The sequence below is a fragment of the Escherichia sp. MOD1-EC6162 genome (assembly GCF_002965125.1).
Classification (GTDB): domain Bacteria; phylum Pseudomonadota; class Gammaproteobacteria; order Enterobacterales; family Enterobacteriaceae; genus Escherichia; species Escherichia marmotae.
Genome location: NZ_PTSB01000003.1, coordinates 103,116 through 119,368, shown reverse-complemented (window position 1 = coordinate 119,368; position 16,253 = coordinate 103,116). Strand labels below are relative to the sequence as shown.

The window sequence follows — 16,253 nt, the reverse complement described above, 5'->3', positions numbered from 1 at the left end:
AATGTTAAAAAAGCCATTGCTCTGGGGATAACCCTGCAACACTGGCGTTTTATCTCGTCACTGCGTCAATTTTGCCTACGGTTGACACCTTAGTTTACGGCGTAACAGAGATATTGTGGTGTGAGCCTGTTTTTTTATCCAGTGTTATTTGTTGGCATTATTAATCATGACGAGTAAAATTACACACCTGCCCGCCCACTCCTTCAGGTAGCGACTCATGAGTAAACCATTCAAACTGAATTCCGCGTTCAAACCTTCTGGCGATCAGCCGGAGGCGATTCGCCGCCTCAAAGAGGGGCTGGAGGATGGCCTCGCGCACCAGACTCTGCTCGGTGTGACGGGGTCGGGGAAAACCTTCACCATTGCTAATGTCATTGCTGATCTGCAACGCCCAACGATGGTGCTGGCACCCAACAAAACGCTGGCAGCGCAACTTTATGGTGAGATGAAAGAATTCTTCCCGGAAAACGCGGTGGAATACTTCGTCTCCTACTACGACTACTATCAGCCGGAAGCCTACGTACCAAGCTCTGATACGTTTATTGAGAAAGATGCCTCGGTAAACGAACATATTGAACAGATGCGTCTTTCAGCAACCAAAGCGTTGCTGGAGCGGCGGGATGTTATTGTTGTTGCGTCAGTTTCCGCTATTTATGGTCTGGGTGATCCTGATTTATATCTCAAAATGATGCTGCACCTCACGGTCGGCATGATTATCGACCAACGTGCGATCCTGCGTCGCCTGGCGGAGTTGCAATATACCCGCAATGACCAGGCATTCCAGCGCGGGACCTTCCGCGTGCGTGGTGAAGTGATCGACATTTTCCCGGCGGAGTCCGACGACATTGCGCTACGCGTGGAGCTGTTTGATGAAGAAGTTGAACGATTGTCGTTGTTTGATCCATTAACCGGGCAAATCGTTTCAACAGTCCCACGTTTTACCATCTACCCGAAAACGCACTATGTTACGCCGCGTGAACGCATTGTGCAGGCGATGGAAGAGATCAAAACAGAACTGGCGGACCGACGCAAAGTGCTGCTGGAAAACAATAAACTTTTGGAAGAGCAGCGTCTGACTCAACGAACCCAGTTTGATCTGGAGATGATGAATGAGCTGGGCTACTGTTCGGGGATTGAAAACTATTCGCGCTTTCTCTCCGGGCGTGGACCTGGCGAACCACCGCCGACGTTATTTGATTACCTGCCTGCCGATGGTCTGCTGGTGGTCGATGAATCTCACGTCACCATTCCACAAATTGGCGGAATGTATCGCGGTGACAGGGCGCGTAAAGAGACTCTGGTGGAGTATGGTTTCCGATTGCCATCGGCGCTGGATAACCGTCCGCTGAAATTTGAGGAGTTTGAAGCGCTGGCTCCACAAACGATTTATGTTTCTGCGACGCCAGGTAATTACGAACTGGAGAAATCCGGTGGTGACGTGGTGGATCAGGTGGTGCGTCCGACTGGCTTGCTCGATCCGATTATCGAAGTGCGTCCGGTAGCGACCCAGGTCGATGATCTTCTTTCGGAGATTCGCCTGCGTGCGGCAATTAACGAACGCGTTCTGGTGACGACGTTGACCAAGCGAATGGCGGAAGATCTAACGGAATATCTGGAAGAACACGGTGAGCGCGTGCGTTATCTTCACTCCGACATTGATACCGTTGAGCGTATGGAGATTATCCGCGACTTGCGTCTGGGCGAGTTCGACGTACTGGTGGGGATCAACTTACTGCGTGAAGGTCTGGATATGCCGGAGGTCTCATTGGTGGCGATCCTCGATGCTGACAAAGAAGGGTTCCTGCGTTCAGAACGTTCGCTGATCCAGACCATTGGCCGTGCGGCGCGTAACATCAACGGCAAAGCGATTCTCTACGGTGATAAGATAACCCCGTCGATGGCGAAAGCGATTGGCGAAACGGAACGTCGTCGTGAGAAACAACAGCGGTACAACGAAGAGCATGGTATTACGCCACAAGGTCTTAATAAAAAAGTGGTCGATATCCTGGCGCTGGGGCAGAACATTGCCAAAACCAAAGCGAAGGGCAGAGGGAAATCGCGCCCGATTGTTGAGCCGGATAATGTGCCGATGGATATGTCGCCAAAAGCGTTGCAGCAGAAAATCCATGAGCTGGAAGGGCAGATGATGAAACATGCGCAAAACCTCGAATTCGAAGAGGCGGCGCAAATCCGTGACCAGTTGCATCAGTTGCGTGAGCTGTTTATTGCCGCGTCGTGACGAGATGAAGAAGCAGGAATGTTCTTCTGGTTTGAGGCTAATGAGAACGCAAAATTGCCTGATGCGCTACGCTTATCAGGCCTACATGATCTCTGCAATATATTGAATTTGCGCGGCTTGTAGGCCGCATCCGGCATGGATAACGTGCACTTTGTCAGCAATATGAATCCGGAATTCTCTTCCGGCTTCCCGTTAACCCAATGCCTGTAACGCCTTTTCCAGTGCGTTATGTAACAACTGGCGGTCATGGCGATAGGGGATATCGCTGGCCTCCAGTACGTCCTGAATCACTATTCTGTCGCTGACCGCAGAAACATCCACTTTCGGCCCAACGACTACGGCATCAATCACTTTCTTCCCGACATACTGTTCCATAATCGCCAGCTTATTTTCCAGCTTCAGATTCGCCGCAGGCAGGCTCAATTCACGCCCCAGATTGCCGATATAAACCATCGGCGCTGGCGTGCGGCGTAATGCCTGTGCCATTTCCTTAAGCAGCAGAATTGGCATCAGGCTGGTATAAAAACTGCCAGGTCCGATAAGGATCAGATCTGCGTCATTGATAGCATGAACCGCTTCACGCGTTGCGGGCACATTCGGGGTTAAGAGCAATTCCTGAATTGGCGTAGTTAACTGGTCGATATTGACCTCGCCATAAACTTCATGCCCCTGATCGTCAATGGCCATCAGATCAACGGGATGCTCTGACATCGGAATTAATTGCGCGTCCACTTTCAACAGATTACGAATTAAATTGATGGCTTCCAGAGGCCGCACGCTAAGGTGATCCAGCGCCTTTAACATCAAGTTTCCGAGATTATGACCGGAAAGCTCGCCATTGCCGCCAAAACGGTATTCAAACATCGCGGAGGCGACGCTCGGTTCCGTTATCAGTTGGTTGAGGCAGTTGCGCATGTCGCCCCAGGCAATGCCGCCTTCTGAGCGGCGAATACGGCCTGTTGAACCGCCATTATCGGTGGTGGTGACAATGCCCGTTAAACGAGAGCCTAAAGATGAAAGTGATGAAAGAACGCGTCCTAATCCATGCCCTCCGCCGAGTGCAACAACACGATCAAGGTCAGCCAGCGTACGATTGCGCATATAGATTCCTGAAGTCAGATTATCCGCGCTACAGTAGCGCAACTGACAGGGAAACGGCAATTAACCTGCCAATATTGAGGATACAAATATTTTCTTCTACCTCTAAAGGACGAGGTTCGCTGTGCATCCCTGATGATGTATATCAAAGTAAAACCGTCATATTCCCTTATTCTGTAGCGAAATAGCACGATCATGACGCTATATATATGATTACATAGCGGAAAGTGTGAATGGTAAAAATCTCATTTACACGCTAGTATCGACATAACCACTAAACACTCTAGCCTCTGCACCTGGGTCAACTGATATGGTGCTTTGGCCGTGACAATGCTCATAAAGATTGCCACCAGGGCGAAGGAAGAAATGACTTCGCCTCCCGTATCTGGAAAGGTGTACATGGCTTCACAACTGACTGATGCATTTGCGCGTAAGTTTTATTACTTGCGCCTGTCGATTACCGATGTGTGTAACTTTCGTTGCACCTACTGCCTGCCGGATGGCTATAAGCCGAGCGGCGTCACCAATAAAGGCTTTCTGACCGTCGATGAAATTCGCCGGGTTACTCGCGCCTTCGCCAGTTTGGGCACCGAAAAAGTACGTCTGACAGGCGGTGAACCGTCTTTACGCCGCGACTTTACCGATATCATCGCAGCCGTGCGGGAAAACGACGCTATTCGTCAGATTGCGGTCACCACCAATGGTTACCGCCTGGAACGCGACGTGGCGAACTGGCGCGATGCCGGACTGACGGGGATTAACGTCAGTGTCGATAGCCTCGACGCTCGCCAGTTTTATGCTATTACCGGTCAGGATAAATTCAACCAGGTGATGGCGGGGATTGATGCCGCATTTGAAGCCGGGTTTGAGAAGGTCAAAGTCAATACCGTGCTGATGCGCGATGTCAATCATCACCAGCTCGACACCTTTCTGAACTGGATCCAGCATCGCCCCATCCAGTTACGTTTCATCGAACTGATGGAAACGGGCGAGGGTAGCGAACTTTTCCGTAAGCACCATATCTCTGGTCAGATTCTGCGTGACGAACTGCTGCGTCGCGGCTGGATCCATCAACTTCGTCAACGCAGCGACGGCCCCGCGCAAGTCTTTTGTCATCCGGATTACGCCGGAGAAATCGGCCTTATCATGCCGTATGAAAAAGATTTCTGCGCCACCTGCAACCGTCTGCGCGTCTCCTCCATTGGTAAACTCCATCTCTGCCTGTTTGGTGAAGGCGGCGTTAACCTGCGCGATCTGCTGGAAGATGATGCCCAGCAACAGGCGCTGGAAGTACGTATTTCAGCGGCGCTGCGGGAGAAAAAACAGACCCATTTCCTGCATCAAAATAACACCGGTATTACGCAAAACTTATCGTACATTGGCGGCTAAAACGTCAAAAGGAGAGATCAGATGAGTCAGGTAAGCACTGAATTTATCCCGACCCGTATTGCTATTCTTACGGTTTCTAATCGTCGCGGTGAAGAAGACGATACCTCCGGTCATTATCTGCGCGATTCGGCGCAGGAAGCGGGCCATCACATTGTCGATAAAGCGATTGTTAAAGAAAACCGCTACGCCATCCGCGCGCAGGTATCTGCGTGGATCGCCAGCGACGATGTGCAAGTGGTGCTGATTACTGGCGGCACCGGACTGACGGAAGGCGATCAGGCACCAGAAGCGTTGCTGCCGCTGTTCGATCGTGAAGTCGAAGGCTTCGGTGAAGTATTCCGTATGTTGTCATTCGAAGAGATTGGCACCGCAACGTTGCAATCTCGTGCGATAGCGGGCGTTGCTAACAAGACACTGATTTTCGCTATGCCGGGTTCGACCAAAGCGTGCCGCACCGCATGGGAAAATATCATCGCGCCGCAACTGGATGCCCGTACACGTCCATGCAATTTCCATCCACATTTGAAGAAATAAGTATGTCGCAACTGACTCATATCAACGCCGCTGGCGAAGCGCACATGGTGGATGTCTCCGCCAAAGCGGAAACTGTACGTGAAGCACGGGCGGAAGCCTTTGTCACCATGCGCAGCGAGACGCTGGCGATGATCATCGATGGTCGTCACCACAAAGGCGACGTATTTGCCACCGCGCGGATTGCCGGTATTCAGGCGGCAAAACGTACATGGGATCTGATCCCACTGTGTCACCCGCTAATGCTCAGTAAAGTTGAAGTCAATTTGCAGGCAGAGCCGGAACACAATCGGGTACGTATAGAAACCTTATGCCGCCTGACCGGGAAAACCGGCGTCGAAATGGAAGCGTTAACCGCGGCCTCGGTGGCGGCGCTGACCATTTACGATATGTGTAAAGCCGTGCAAAAAGATATGGTGATTGGTCCGGTACGCCTGCTGGCGAAGAGCGGCGGCAAGTCGGGTGACTTTAAGGTGGAAGCGGATGATTAAAGTTCTTTTTTTCGCCCAGGTGCGCGAGCTGGTGGGGACCGATGCAACCGACGTTGCCGCGGATTTTCCAACCGTTGAAGCGTTACGCCAGCACCTGGCAGCGCAGAGCGATCGTTGGGCGCTGGCGCTGGAAGATGGCAAATTACTGGCTGCCGTCAACCAGACGCTGGTGAGTTTCGACCATCCGCTAACTGACGGCGACGAAGTGGCTTTCTTCCCGCCGGTAACCGGAGGCTAAGATGGCTGAAACCAAAATTGTTGTCGGACCGCAGCCGTTCAGCGTAGGGGAAGAGTATCCGTGGCTGGCTGAGCGTGATGAAGACGGTGCGGTGGTCACCTTTACCGGTAAGGTGCGTAACCATAACCTGGGTGACAGCGTAAAAGCATTAACCCTCGAACACTATCCGGGAATGACTGAAAAAGCACTGGCGGAAATCGTTGATGAAGCGCGTAACCGCTGGCCGCTGGGGCGAGTCACGGTGATTCATCGTATTGGCGAATTATGGCCGGGTGATGAAATCGTTTTTGTCGGCGTTACCAGTGCGCATCGCAGTAGTGCGTTTGAGGCCGGGCAGTTTATTATGGATTATCTCAAAACCCGCGCACCGTTCTGGAAGCGCGAAGCTACGCCGGAAGGTGACCGCTGGGTCGAAGCGCGGGAGAGCGATCAGCAGGCAGCAAAACGCTGGTAGTTTTTTGTTGGCCGGATAAGGCATAGAGCTGCATCCGGCAATTTCACCGTACCGGACATACGTTTACGCTGCGGCGATGCACACCCTCATCATTTGCAGTATCCTTTAGATATTCCTTATATCTTCAGGAGATCTTCATGGACAGATTCCCACGTTCTGATTCAATCGTACAAGCCAGGACTGGCCTGCAAACCTATATGGCACAGGTCTATGGCTGGATGACCGTTGGCCTGTTGTTGACCGCGTTTGTTGCCTGGTATGCTGCTAACTCCGCCGCCGTGATGGAGCTGCTTTTCACCAACCGCATCTTTTTAATTGGTCTGGTAATAGCGCAATTAGCTCTGGTAATTGTGTTATCAGCGATGATTCAAAAGCTCAGCGCGGGTGTGACAACCATGCTCTTTATGCTTTATTCGGCGCTGACAGGTCTGACGCTTTCCAGCATTTTCATTGTCTACACCGCCGCCTCTATCGCCAGTACTTTCGTTGTTACCGCCGGAATGTTCGGTGCGATGAGTCTGTACGGCTACACCACGAAGCGCGATTTAAGCGGCTTCGGCAATATGCTGTTTATGGCGTTAATCGGCATTGTCATCGCCTCGCTGGTGAACTTCTGGCTGAAAAGCGAGGCGTTGATGTGGGTGGTGACCTATATCGGAGTGATTGTCTTTGTCGGCCTGACCGCCTATGACACCCAGAAACTGAAAAATATGGGTGAGCAGATTGATACCCGCGACACGTCGAACCTGCGCAAATATTCAATTCTTGGTGCATTAACGTTGTATCTCGACTTCATCAACCTGTTCCTGATGTTGCTGCGGATTTTTGGCAACCGCCGTTAATTCCGTTTCCCCTCCAAATCCCGGCCTGGCGTCGGGATTTTTTCTAATTAAAACGACAATGAATAAAAGCCTGTTATAAAATGCGCCCATGACATGGGGGCGCATCCATAAATATAATTTTTTGTATATATGGCTTAAGTAAAGATATCAATAAGATAAATGCTGCCATTGCAGGTGTAATGTATCTTTTTTTAATCTCTTTGGTGGTGATTGTCGTTGCGCTTTTATAGGGGCGTTAACTCTCTATTATTATTTTATCGGCTTCTTCGGGATTCTTGCAGCAATAGCTATAACACTTGTTTGGCAAAGGCATACGCGGTTTTTTCATTAGTCATAGAAAAATAGGTAAATTTCTTTCTTGGGTAAAATTGTGAGGAAACGCAATGAGCCCGATGCGCTACGCTTAGCAGGCACAGAGTGGAATTGTAATCTATTAATTTAGCCCGGTTTTGTAGGGCGGATAAGGCGTTTACGCCGCATCCGCCATGAACAAATAGCACGTTGCTAACAATCTGCACAAACCAAAAGAACTTAACCGAACTTCACATCGCCGCTTCATTTTTCGCCCGTAGCTTCTTCGCCTGGCTTTCCAGCAACAGGTAACAGATCAGCGCCAGCAGCAGCGGGATAAAGTAATACAGCACACGGTAAGCGAGTAGGGCGGCGATAATTGTGCCTTTGGATGTATTCTCTCCTGCCAGTAGCGCGATAAACACCGCTTCCAGCACGCCAATCCCCGCCGGAATATGCACGATGACACCAGCAATACTACTAACCAGTAACACGCCTAAGACAAAGAAATAATTCAGGCTTTGGTCAAGTAACAGCCAGATAATTGCCCCCATCACCATCCAGTTAACGCTGGAAATCAGCATCTGAGCGAGGGCGAATTTCCATGAAGGCAGCACCAGCTTTTGCCCTTTGATGGTCATATGGCGGTGCTTCGCGAAAGCGCAAAACCATAAATAAACCGCGATAATCATCAGTAAGCCAATGCCGAGAATACGCAGCGTGGTTTGATCGACATACCAGTGATCCGGTAACTCCACCACGCCTGCGGTAAAAATAATCCCGGCTAATAAAATATAGCCCAGCCAGTTGGTGGTAATACTCAGCGAGAAAATGCGTGTGATGGTGCCGCCCGGTAATCCCAGACGCGAATAAAGGCGATAACGCATCCCAATCCCGCCGACCCAGGTACTGAGCGTCAGGTTGAAGGCATAGCAGATAAATGACACCAGCATCACCTGGCGCTTCGCCAGTTTGTGACCGCAGTAGAAACGGGCGAGCAGGTCATAGCAGCCGTAAATCAGATAACTGACGACCACCAGCCCGACCGCACTCAATAGCACAACGCGGTTATAGTCGCGGATGACCTTCCAGACCTCTTCCCAGTCCACTTTTTTGGCGTAGACCACCAGCAACACAATCACCGCGATAAAAAATAGCCAGGTAAGGATCTTCTTTGCTAAGCGCCAGCGAGGATGGGATTTACTCATCAGGGCTTTACCCCCGTATTTTCTGTTTCTACCCGATCCTGCGTTTCCATTGCCGGTTGCGCGGGCGGCTCAACCTGTGCCAGACGCGGCGTATGCGCCGGAAGCCAGCCCACCAGCGCCGGGAAGTGGCGCAAAAAGTGGAATGCCAGCACGCTTTTAGTCAGATTCCACCAGGTGCGTTTTGGCAGCATACTTTCATCTACCTGCCGACAATCGGCGGCGATGATGCCATTAAGATTGTCGCGTAGCGTCTGGTTAAAATTACGATCGTAGATGATGACGTTAGCTTCGAGATTCAGCGACAAACTGAGCGGATCGAGATTACTGGAGCCTACCGTCGCCCAGTGATCATCCATTAACGCCACTTTGCCGTGGAGCGGGCGGCGGCGATACTCAAACACTTGAACGCCGCCTTTAACCAGATAGTTATAGAGCAAACGCGCGCCAACCCTGACAATCGGCATATCTGGTTCACCCTGAATAATCAGTTTGATCCGCACCCCGCGCCGTGCCGCTTTACGTAAGGCGTGTAAAAATCGATAGCCGGGAAAGAAGTAGGCGTTGGCGATAATCACTTCCCGCCGCGCCTGAGTGAGCATTTTCAAATAGTGGCGCTCGATATCGCTGCGATGTTCTTCGTTATCGCGCCAGACCAGCAATACCTGCGCTTCCCCCGGTTGGCGGTTTTCTTCCGCTTTATGGTGACGTCGCCACCAGCGGCGTGCCGCGCTCTGCCCAGGCAAGTTTTCCAGCTCAAACTGCAGAATATCTTCAACAATCGGCCCTTCCAGCCGCACCGCGTAATCCTGTTTGGCCTGTGGGCCGTAGCTGGACATATGCTCGGCGGAGTAATTTATCCCGCCGATAAAGGCGATTCGTGTATCGATGACCACAATTTTGCGATGCATCCGGCGGAACACATTCGTGCGCATACCGAACAGGCGAGGACGAGGATCGTAATAACGAAATACCACGCCAGCCGCGGTCAGTTCGCTGACAAATTCATCGCTGAGATCTGGCGAACCATAGCCATCCAGCAAGACTTCCGCTTTAACCCCACGTTGCGCCGCTGCCAGCAGCGCCGCATGTAGCTGTTTGCCGACGTCATCTTCAAACCAGATAAATGTCTCAAGGATGATGCGTTGCTCTGCTTCGTTAATCGCTTTAAACACAGCAGGGTAATATTGCTCGCCGTTTTCCAGTAACTGAATCTTGTTCCCTTCGCGCCAACCACATTTCATAGATGGATCTCCACACTCAAAGGGGCATGGTCAGAAAGATGTCGCCAGGTCCGCAGCGGCAGCGCTGTGGGCGCACTGGCACTGGCGTTTTTGACGTAAATCCTGTCCAGACGAAGAACGGGAAATTGCACCGGAAATGTTCGCGCCGGGCGTCCGTGGGCGCGGGTAAATATCTCATCCAGCCCAGCCAGTACTTTTAAGGGATGATTGGCTTTTTGCCGCCAGTCGTTGAAATCTCCCGCGACTAATACTGGTTCGCCGTTCGGTAGTTGATTCACCCATTCAGCAAGCATCGCAAGCTGCGCCTGACGGTGCGCCTCCCGCAAGCCGAGATGCACGCACATCACATGAATCGCTTTCCCCGTGACTGGCGGAACAATGCGGCAATAAAGCACGCCGCGCTTTTCCGCGCCATCGACCGAAACATCGCGATTCTCATAATGTTCAATGGGATAGCGTGACAGCACCGCGTTCCCGTGATGCCCTTCCGGGTATACAGCATTACGTCCGTAGGCAAAATCACTCCACATGGTGTCGGCAAGAAACTCGTAGTGCGAAGTATCGGGCCAGTTCTTCACATGCAGTGGATGGACTTCGTGCGCCCCCATCACTTCCTGCAGGCAGACGATATCGGCGCTGACGGCACGCACGGCGTCGCGAAGTTCCGGCAAAATGAAGCGTCGGTTAAATGCTGTAAAGCCTTTGTGAATATTGATGGTGAGCACCTTGAACGAAAAATGTTGTGTTTGGTCGGGCATAATTTTCCTGTTTTTGCCTCTTATCTCATTGAAATAGTGTAGTCGGCGTCACAAAAAGGTGCGGTCTTACGGAATTTTCCGTAAAGTTCGGTACTCTGAATTAGTAGAGATAAATTCTTCAGGAGAGAAGCCATGAAGTGGCAACAACGCGTTCGTGTCGCAACTGGCCTAAGTTGCTGGCAGATTATGTTGCATTTACTGGTAGTGGCGCTGCTGGTTATGGGCTGGATGAGTAAGACGCTGGTTCATGTCGGCGTAGGGTTATGCGTGCTGTATTGTGTAACAGTAGTGATGATGCTGGTGTTACAGCGTCATCCTGAGCAACGCTGGCGCGAGGTAGCAGATGTGCTGGAAGAGTTGACCACCACCTGGTATTTTGGCGCGGCGCTGATTGTGCTGTGGCTGTTGTCCCGCGTGCTGGAAAATAACTATTTGCTGGCAATTGCAGGGCTGGCGATCCTTGCCGGCCCGGCGGTAGTGTCGCTACTGGCGAAAGATAAAAAGTTACATCACCTTGCGTCTAAACATCGCGTACGCCGCTGATCCTGTTGTGGCCGTTATCACCAGTAACGGCCACAAACTATTCCACACAATATCCAGACTCGCATCCTTCAAATAGATCTGCTTGGTAATGTCTGTAAAGTGGCGGATAGGGTTAATCCACGTCAGGTTTTGCAGCCATACTGGCATGTTCTCCACCGGCGAAACGTAACCGGAAAGCAGGATTGCAGGCATCATAAAGACAAATACGCCGATAAACGCCTGCTGTTGCGTTGAACAAAGTGATGAAATCAACAGACCGAAGCCCACCAGCGATAAACCGTAAATCACCATCGTAAAGTAGAACAGCGCCAGCGAACCAGCGAAGGGGATTTGATACGCCCAGATACCAATCGCCAGCACAATGGTGGCCTGGAACGTGGCGACAATTAACGCAGGGACGGCTTTACCAATAAATATCTGCCAGGTGGTGAGGGGCGAAACCAGCAACTGATCGAGCGTTCCCTGTTCACGTTCGCGGGCAACAGAAAGCGAAGTGACGATCATTACGCCGATAGTGGTGATCATGGCGATCAGTGATGGCACCACGAACCATTTGTAGTCGAGGTTCGGGTTATACCAGTTGCGCACCACCAGCTCGCTGTTGTTTGGCTTCGGCTTTCCTTCCAGCAGCTCCTGCTGATAGTTTTTGACGATTTGTTGCAGGTAGTTAGCAGCGATTTGCGCACTGTTGGAGTTACGTCCGTCGAGAATTAATTGCAACGGCGCGGTCTGGAAGGTATCCAGTTTGCGCGAGAAATCAGGCGGGAAGCGCACCAGCAATAACGCCTTTTGCGTGTCGATGGTCGGGCGGATCTCCTGTGGACTTTTCAGCAGCAACACATGGGTAAAGGCGCTGGCGCGGGCAAAACGTTGGGTCAGTTCTACCGAATGTGCGCCGTTATCTTCGTCGTAAATGGCGATGGTGGCGTTGGTTACTTCCAGCGTGGCGGCGAACGGGAACAGGATCACCTGAATCAGCACGGGTAAAATCAGAATCGCGCGCGTCTGCGGTTCGCGCAGCAGCGACTGCAACTCTTTGCGAATTAACGTCCATAAGCGATGAAACATGCTCTTCTCCCTAATCCAGTCGACGTTTGGTTTTCAGCCACGTCAGACCGATAAACATCACCGCCGAAGCGATCAAAAACAGCACATTCACGACCAGCACTACCGGAATATTCCCGGCGAGAAACAGGCTTTGCAGGGTGCTGACGAAATAACGTGCGGGAATAATGTACGTCACCGCGCGGATCACCGCAGGCATACTGTCGATCTGAAAAATAAAGCCAGAGAGCATAATCGACGGCAAGAACGCGGCGTTCAGTGCGACTTGTGCGGCGTTGAACTGGTTGCGGGTAATCGTTGAAATCAGCAGCCCCATCCCCAGCGTACTGAGTAAAAACAGGCTGGAGATAAAAAACAGAATCAGCAGCGAACCGCGATATGGCACACCGAGAATAAATACCGACACCAGCATACACAGCAGCATTGCCAGCATGCCGAGGACGTAATAGGGGAGCAGCTTACACAGCAGCAGTTCCGTGCGGGTAATCTCCGTAGAGAGCAAAGCCTCCATAGTGCCGCGTTCCCACTCCCGCGCCACCACCAGCGAGGTGAGGATCGCGCCGATCACCGTCATGATAATGGTTACAGCACCGGGAATAATAAAGTGCTGGCTAATCGCCGCCGGGTTAAACCAGTAGCGAGTCTGGACATCAATAAGCGGCTCAAAAGTCTGCCCGTTGTCTTCCGCTCGCTGCATTTGCCAGATCTGCCAGATCCCTTCGACATAACCCTGCACAAAGTTGGCGGTATTTGGCTCGCTGCCGTCGGTAATCACCTGAATTGGCGCGGTGGCGTTGGCACGCTCCATCTGTTCCGCGAAATCCACCGGAATCACCACCAGACCACGAATTTTCCCCGCCTGCATTTTGGCGATTAATTCCTGACGATTATCGCTGATAGTGGCGTCGATATAAGGTGAGCCTGTCATGGTGTGGGTGAAATCCAGCGCCGCTTCGCTACGCTGTTCAAGCAATATTCCGACCCTCAGCTTGCTGGAGTCGAGGTTAATGCCGTAGCCAAAAATAAACAGTAGCAACAGCGGGATCACCACCGCGATCAGCCAGCTACTCGGATCGCGAATGATCTGCCGCGTCTCTTTAACGCACAGCGCTCGCACGCGACGCCAGGACAGGATCGGATTACTCATTGCCATGCTCCTTATCCCAGTCGTGGATCAACTGAATAAAGGCTTGCTCCATCGTGGGGTCGGGTTGCTCATCGTTGGCCGATTGCGCTTTCAAATCGTCCGGCGTGCCGCTGGCAATCAGTTTCCCGCGATACACCAGTCCGATGCGGTCGCAATATTCCGCTTCATCCATAAAGTGGGTGGTGACCATCACCGTGACACCTTTCTCTACCATGCTGTTGATATGTAGCCAAAACTCGCGGCGGGTGAGGGGATCGACGCCGGAAGTGGGTTCATCGAGAAACAGAATATCCGGTTCATGCATCAACGAGCAGGCCAGCGCCAGCCGCTGTTTAAAACCTAATGGCAGTTCATCGGTAGCATGTGAGGCAATGCTTTTCAGGCCGAACGCCTCGCTCATACGGGTGATTTTTTCAGTCTGCTCCCGACCGCGTAAGCCATACACGCCGGAGAAAAAGCGTAAATTCTGTTCGACTGTCAGGTTGCCATACAGCGAAAATTTTTGCGCCATATAGCCGAGATGCTGGCGCGCTTTACCGGAACTCTCTTTCAGATCCATTCCCAGCACCAGCGCCTGACCGGAGGTCGGCACCAGCAAGCCGCACATCATCTTAAAGGTGGTGGATTTCCCCGCACCGTTTGGCCCCAGCAAACCAAAGATTTCACCGCGTTTGACGGCAAAATTGACGTGATCGGTGGCGGCAAAATCGCCAAACTTCTTGGTCAGCTCTTTCGCTTCGATCACCGTCTCGTCCGGTGAGCCTTCTACCGTATGCAATATTGCGCCCAGCGGTGATTCTGAGGTTCCGGCACCGCCCAGCAAATCAATAAACGCATCTTCAAAGCGAGGTGTGGTTTCGTTGATGTTGATTTCCGGCATTCCGTCGGCGCGGCGAATATCGTCTGGTGTGGCCTCTTTTTTGAGGATCAGACGTACTGATTTTCCCTGAATCATCCCGTCGCTGACCTGCGGCAGTTTCAGCGTTCGTTGCAGCAGTTTGCGGTTGCTTTCGTGCGGGCTGGTCATCAGAAAGCTACGTCCGGCCATGGTTTGCGTCAGAGCCTTCGGTTCTCCCTGATACAGCAACTCACCTTCGTTCATCAGCAATACGTCACGGCACTGTTCGGCTTCATCGAGATATGAGGTACTCCAGAGGATCAGCATCCCTTCGCCTGCCAGTTCGTGCACCATCTGCCACAGCTCGCGCCGTGAGATGGGGTCTACGCCGACGCCAGGTTCATCGAGCAGCAACACTTTCGGCTCGCCCACCAGGGTACAGGCCAGCCCGAGTTTTTGTTTCATCCCGCCAGAGAGCTTACCCGCCAGGCGTCCGGTAAATGGGCCAAGAGAAGTAAACTCCAGCAGGCGAGCAAACGTCTGTTTTCGCGCTTCACCGGTTACGCTGCGCAAATCCGCGTACAGATTAAGATTCTCCATCACCGTGAGATCTTCATACAGACCGAATTTCTGCGGCATATAGCCGAGCACCGCGTGTAACGCAGCGTCGTTTTTGATCGGATCAAAGCCAATGACCGTAGCACTGCCGTTGTCGGGTTTCAGTAACCCGGCCAGCATCCGCATCAACGTGGTTTTACCCGCGCCATCCGGCCCCACCAGCCCCGTAACATAACCGGCATGAATGGTACAGTTGAGCGGTGCGACGGCGGGCTTGTCCATACCCGGAAAGCGTTTTTCCAGGCCGTTTAGCGTGATAACGGCATCATTCATGTCCTGCCTCGTCACCGAATTGCACCGTTACTGGCATTCCCTGGCGTAACGCATCATCGGCGTCGGTCACCACAATCCGCAGGCGATAGACAAGGTCGGTGCGCAGATCCGGCGTTTCGACGGTTTTCGGGGTAAATTCAGCGGTTGGCGAAACGAAACCAATCTGCCCGTGATACGGCTTGTCCGGGCGACCATCGGTATAGAGCAGCACTTTGCGGCCTGGCTGGGCCTGGTCGAGATTGCGCTCATCGACATAGGCACGCACCCACACCGGACGCGTTAGTGAAACGGTAAACACCGTGCCACCTTCATTGAGCACTGTGCCAGGCTCTACCGCGCGGGTTAACAGCGTGCCATCAGAGGGGGCTACCAACGTTGAGTCCTGTAAATTCAGCTCCGCCTGCGCCAGTTGCGCCTGCGCCTGTTCCAGGCTGGCTTTCGCCTGGGCGATGTCCTGTTCACGGTTACCGGAACGGTACTGACGCAATTTATCCTGTGCTGATTTCAGCGTTGCCTGGGCCTGGTCGCGCGAGGAGCGGGCATTTTCCAGGTCGTTTGCCGAAATAGTGCGGCTTTTCCACAATCCTTGCTGACGAGCATAGAAATTCTGCGCATAGTCGTAAGCGGCCTGCGCCTGTTTTACGGCAGCGGCAGCCTGGGCGATTTCTTCATCGCGATAACCGGCAAGCATCAGATCATATTGTGCCTGCGCCACCGAAACGCCTGCTTTCGCCTGCATCAGCGCAATCTCATACGGCTTGTGATCCAGTTCGCCCAGCACCTGACCCGCTTTGATGGCATCACCTTCGTCTACCGCCAGAGATTCAACGCGACCACCGACACGGAAGCTAAGATTAACAGTGCGAATATCCACGTTGCCATACAGCGTCAGGCCGTTATCCTGGCGGCTTTGATACCACCAGTAGCCTCCGGCAACCACGGCGGCAAGTACCACTACCGCCAGTCCAATCACGACAGGTTTTTTCATC

Annotated in this window: 16 protein-coding genes, 1 pseudogene and 1 riboswitch; of the genes and pseudogenes, 9 read left to right on the top strand and 8 right to left on the bottom strand. The window is 52.4% G+C overall.

Going from position 1 to position 16,253, the window contains the following annotated elements:
* Positions 1-217 precede the first annotated feature (217 nt).
* Complete coding sequence (gene uvrB, locus A9587_RS04340) at positions 218-2,239, top strand: excinuclease ABC subunit UvrB (protein WP_000042544.1); 2,022 nt, start codon at positions 218-220, stop codon at positions 2,237-2,239.
* Between the two features lie 192 nt (positions 2,240-2,431).
* Here the strand turns inward: uvrB and yvcK are convergent, their stop codons facing one another.
* Complete coding sequence (yvcK, locus tag A9587_RS04335; RefSeq protein WP_001246027.1) at positions 2,432-3,340, bottom strand: uridine diphosphate-N-acetylglucosamine-binding protein YvcK; 909 nt, start codon at positions 3,338-3,340, stop codon at positions 2,432-2,434.
* A gap of 264 nt (positions 3,341-3,604) precedes the next feature.
* A riboswitch (molybdenum cofactor riboswitch) is annotated at positions 3,605-3,749 on the top strand.
* Here yvcK and moaA point away from each other — a divergent pair.
* The 7 genes and pseudogenes from moaA to A9587_RS25630 all read left to right on the top strand — a co-directional run.
* Positions 3,737-4,726: a GTP 3',8-cyclase MoaA gene (gene moaA, locus A9587_RS04330; RefSeq protein ID WP_010379654.1), complete on the top strand. Its 990-nt coding sequence runs from the start codon at positions 3,737-3,739 to the stop codon at positions 4,724-4,726. Its footprint overlaps the riboswitch before it by 13 nt.
* A 21-nt stretch (positions 4,727-4,747) precedes the next feature.
* Positions 4,748-5,260 (top strand): molybdenum cofactor biosynthesis protein B, encoded by a 513-nt coding sequence (gene moaB, locus A9587_RS04325; RefSeq protein ID WP_001516030.1) that lies wholly within the window; start codon positions 4,748-4,750, stop codon positions 5,258-5,260.
* A gap of 2 nt (positions 5,261-5,262) precedes the next feature.
* Positions 5,263-5,748, top strand: a complete 486-nt coding sequence (moaC, locus tag A9587_RS04320; protein WP_000080885.1) for a cyclic pyranopterin monophosphate synthase MoaC — start codon at positions 5,263-5,265, stop codon at positions 5,746-5,748.
* Complete coding sequence (gene moaD / locus A9587_RS04315; protein ID WP_001516032.1) at positions 5,741-5,986, top strand: molybdopterin synthase sulfur carrier subunit; 246 nt, start codon at positions 5,741-5,743, stop codon at positions 5,984-5,986. The genes moaC and moaD overlap by 8 nt, the downstream gene beginning before the upstream one ends.
* Position 5,987: 1 nt before the next feature.
* Positions 5,988-6,440: a molybdopterin synthase catalytic subunit MoaE gene (gene moaE / locus A9587_RS04310; RefSeq protein ID WP_000852287.1), complete on the top strand. Its 453-nt coding sequence runs from the start codon at positions 5,988-5,990 to the stop codon at positions 6,438-6,440.
* A gap of 137 nt (positions 6,441-6,577) precedes the next feature.
* Positions 6,578-7,282 carry a Bax inhibitor-1/YccA family protein gene (locus A9587_RS04305; protein WP_000373618.1) on the top strand — a complete coding sequence of 235 codons (705 nt, stop codon included), beginning with the start codon at positions 6,578-6,580 and terminating at the stop codon, positions 7,280-7,282.
* Between the two features lie 214 nt (positions 7,283-7,496).
* A pseudogene (locus A9587_RS25630) lies at positions 7,497-7,613 on the top strand (Bax inhibitor-1/YccA family protein); the annotation flags it as partial.
* Between the two features lie 211 nt (positions 7,614-7,824).
* On the opposite strand, the gene A9587_RS04295 reads toward A9587_RS25630, so the two are convergent.
* The 3 genes from A9587_RS04295 to A9587_RS04285 are packed head-to-tail and all read right to left on the bottom strand — an operon-like array spanning position 7,825 to position 10,780.
* Positions 7,825-8,781, bottom strand: coding sequence for a lysylphosphatidylglycerol synthase domain-containing protein (locus A9587_RS04295; RefSeq protein ID WP_105263408.1), 957 nt, complete (start codon positions 8,779-8,781; stop codon positions 7,825-7,827).
* Complete coding sequence (gene clsB / locus A9587_RS04290) at positions 8,781-10,022, bottom strand: cardiolipin synthase ClsB (protein WP_000649633.1); 1,242 nt, start codon at positions 10,020-10,022, stop codon at positions 8,781-8,783. The genes A9587_RS04295 and clsB overlap by 1 nt, the downstream gene beginning before the upstream one ends.
* A complete protein-coding gene (locus tag A9587_RS04285) occupies positions 10,019-10,780 on the bottom strand; it encodes an endonuclease/exonuclease/phosphatase family protein (RefSeq protein ID WP_001516034.1) in 762 nt (253 codons plus the stop codon). Before A9587_RS04285 ends, clsB begins: the two co-directional genes overlap by 4 nt.
* Positions 10,781-10,912: 132 nt before the next feature.
* Between A9587_RS04285 and A9587_RS04280 the strand changes: the two genes are divergently transcribed.
* Positions 10,913-11,323 carry a YbhQ family protein gene (locus tag A9587_RS04280; RefSeq protein ID WP_000871975.1) on the top strand — a complete coding sequence of 137 codons (411 nt, stop codon included), beginning with the start codon at positions 10,913-10,915 and terminating at the stop codon, positions 11,321-11,323.
* Here A9587_RS04280 and A9587_RS04275 read toward each other — a convergent pair.
* The 4 genes from A9587_RS04275 to hlyD are packed head-to-tail and all read right to left on the bottom strand — an operon-like array spanning position 11,285 to position 16,252.
* The gene (locus A9587_RS04275) at positions 11,285-12,391 is read right to left on the bottom strand and encodes an ABC transporter permease (RefSeq protein ID WP_000469021.1); all 1,107 of its coding nucleotides are present in this window, start codon (positions 12,389-12,391) and stop codon (positions 11,285-11,287) included. The genes A9587_RS04280 and A9587_RS04275 overlap by 39 nt on opposite strands.
* 10 nt (positions 12,392-12,401) lie before the next feature.
* Complete coding sequence (locus A9587_RS04270) at positions 12,402-13,535, bottom strand: ABC transporter permease (protein ID WP_016248501.1); 1,134 nt, start codon at positions 13,533-13,535, stop codon at positions 12,402-12,404.
* Entirely contained in the window at positions 13,528-15,264 is a 1,737-nt protein-coding gene (locus A9587_RS04265; protein WP_105263407.1) for an ATP-binding cassette domain-containing protein, read from the bottom strand. Before A9587_RS04265 ends, A9587_RS04270 begins: the two co-directional genes overlap by 8 nt.
* Positions 15,257-16,252, bottom strand: a complete 996-nt coding sequence (hlyD, locus tag A9587_RS04260) for a secretion protein HlyD (protein ID WP_001516038.1) — start codon at positions 16,250-16,252, stop codon at positions 15,257-15,259. The genes A9587_RS04265 and hlyD overlap by 8 nt, the downstream gene beginning before the upstream one ends.
* Position 16,253 lies beyond the last annotated feature (1 nt).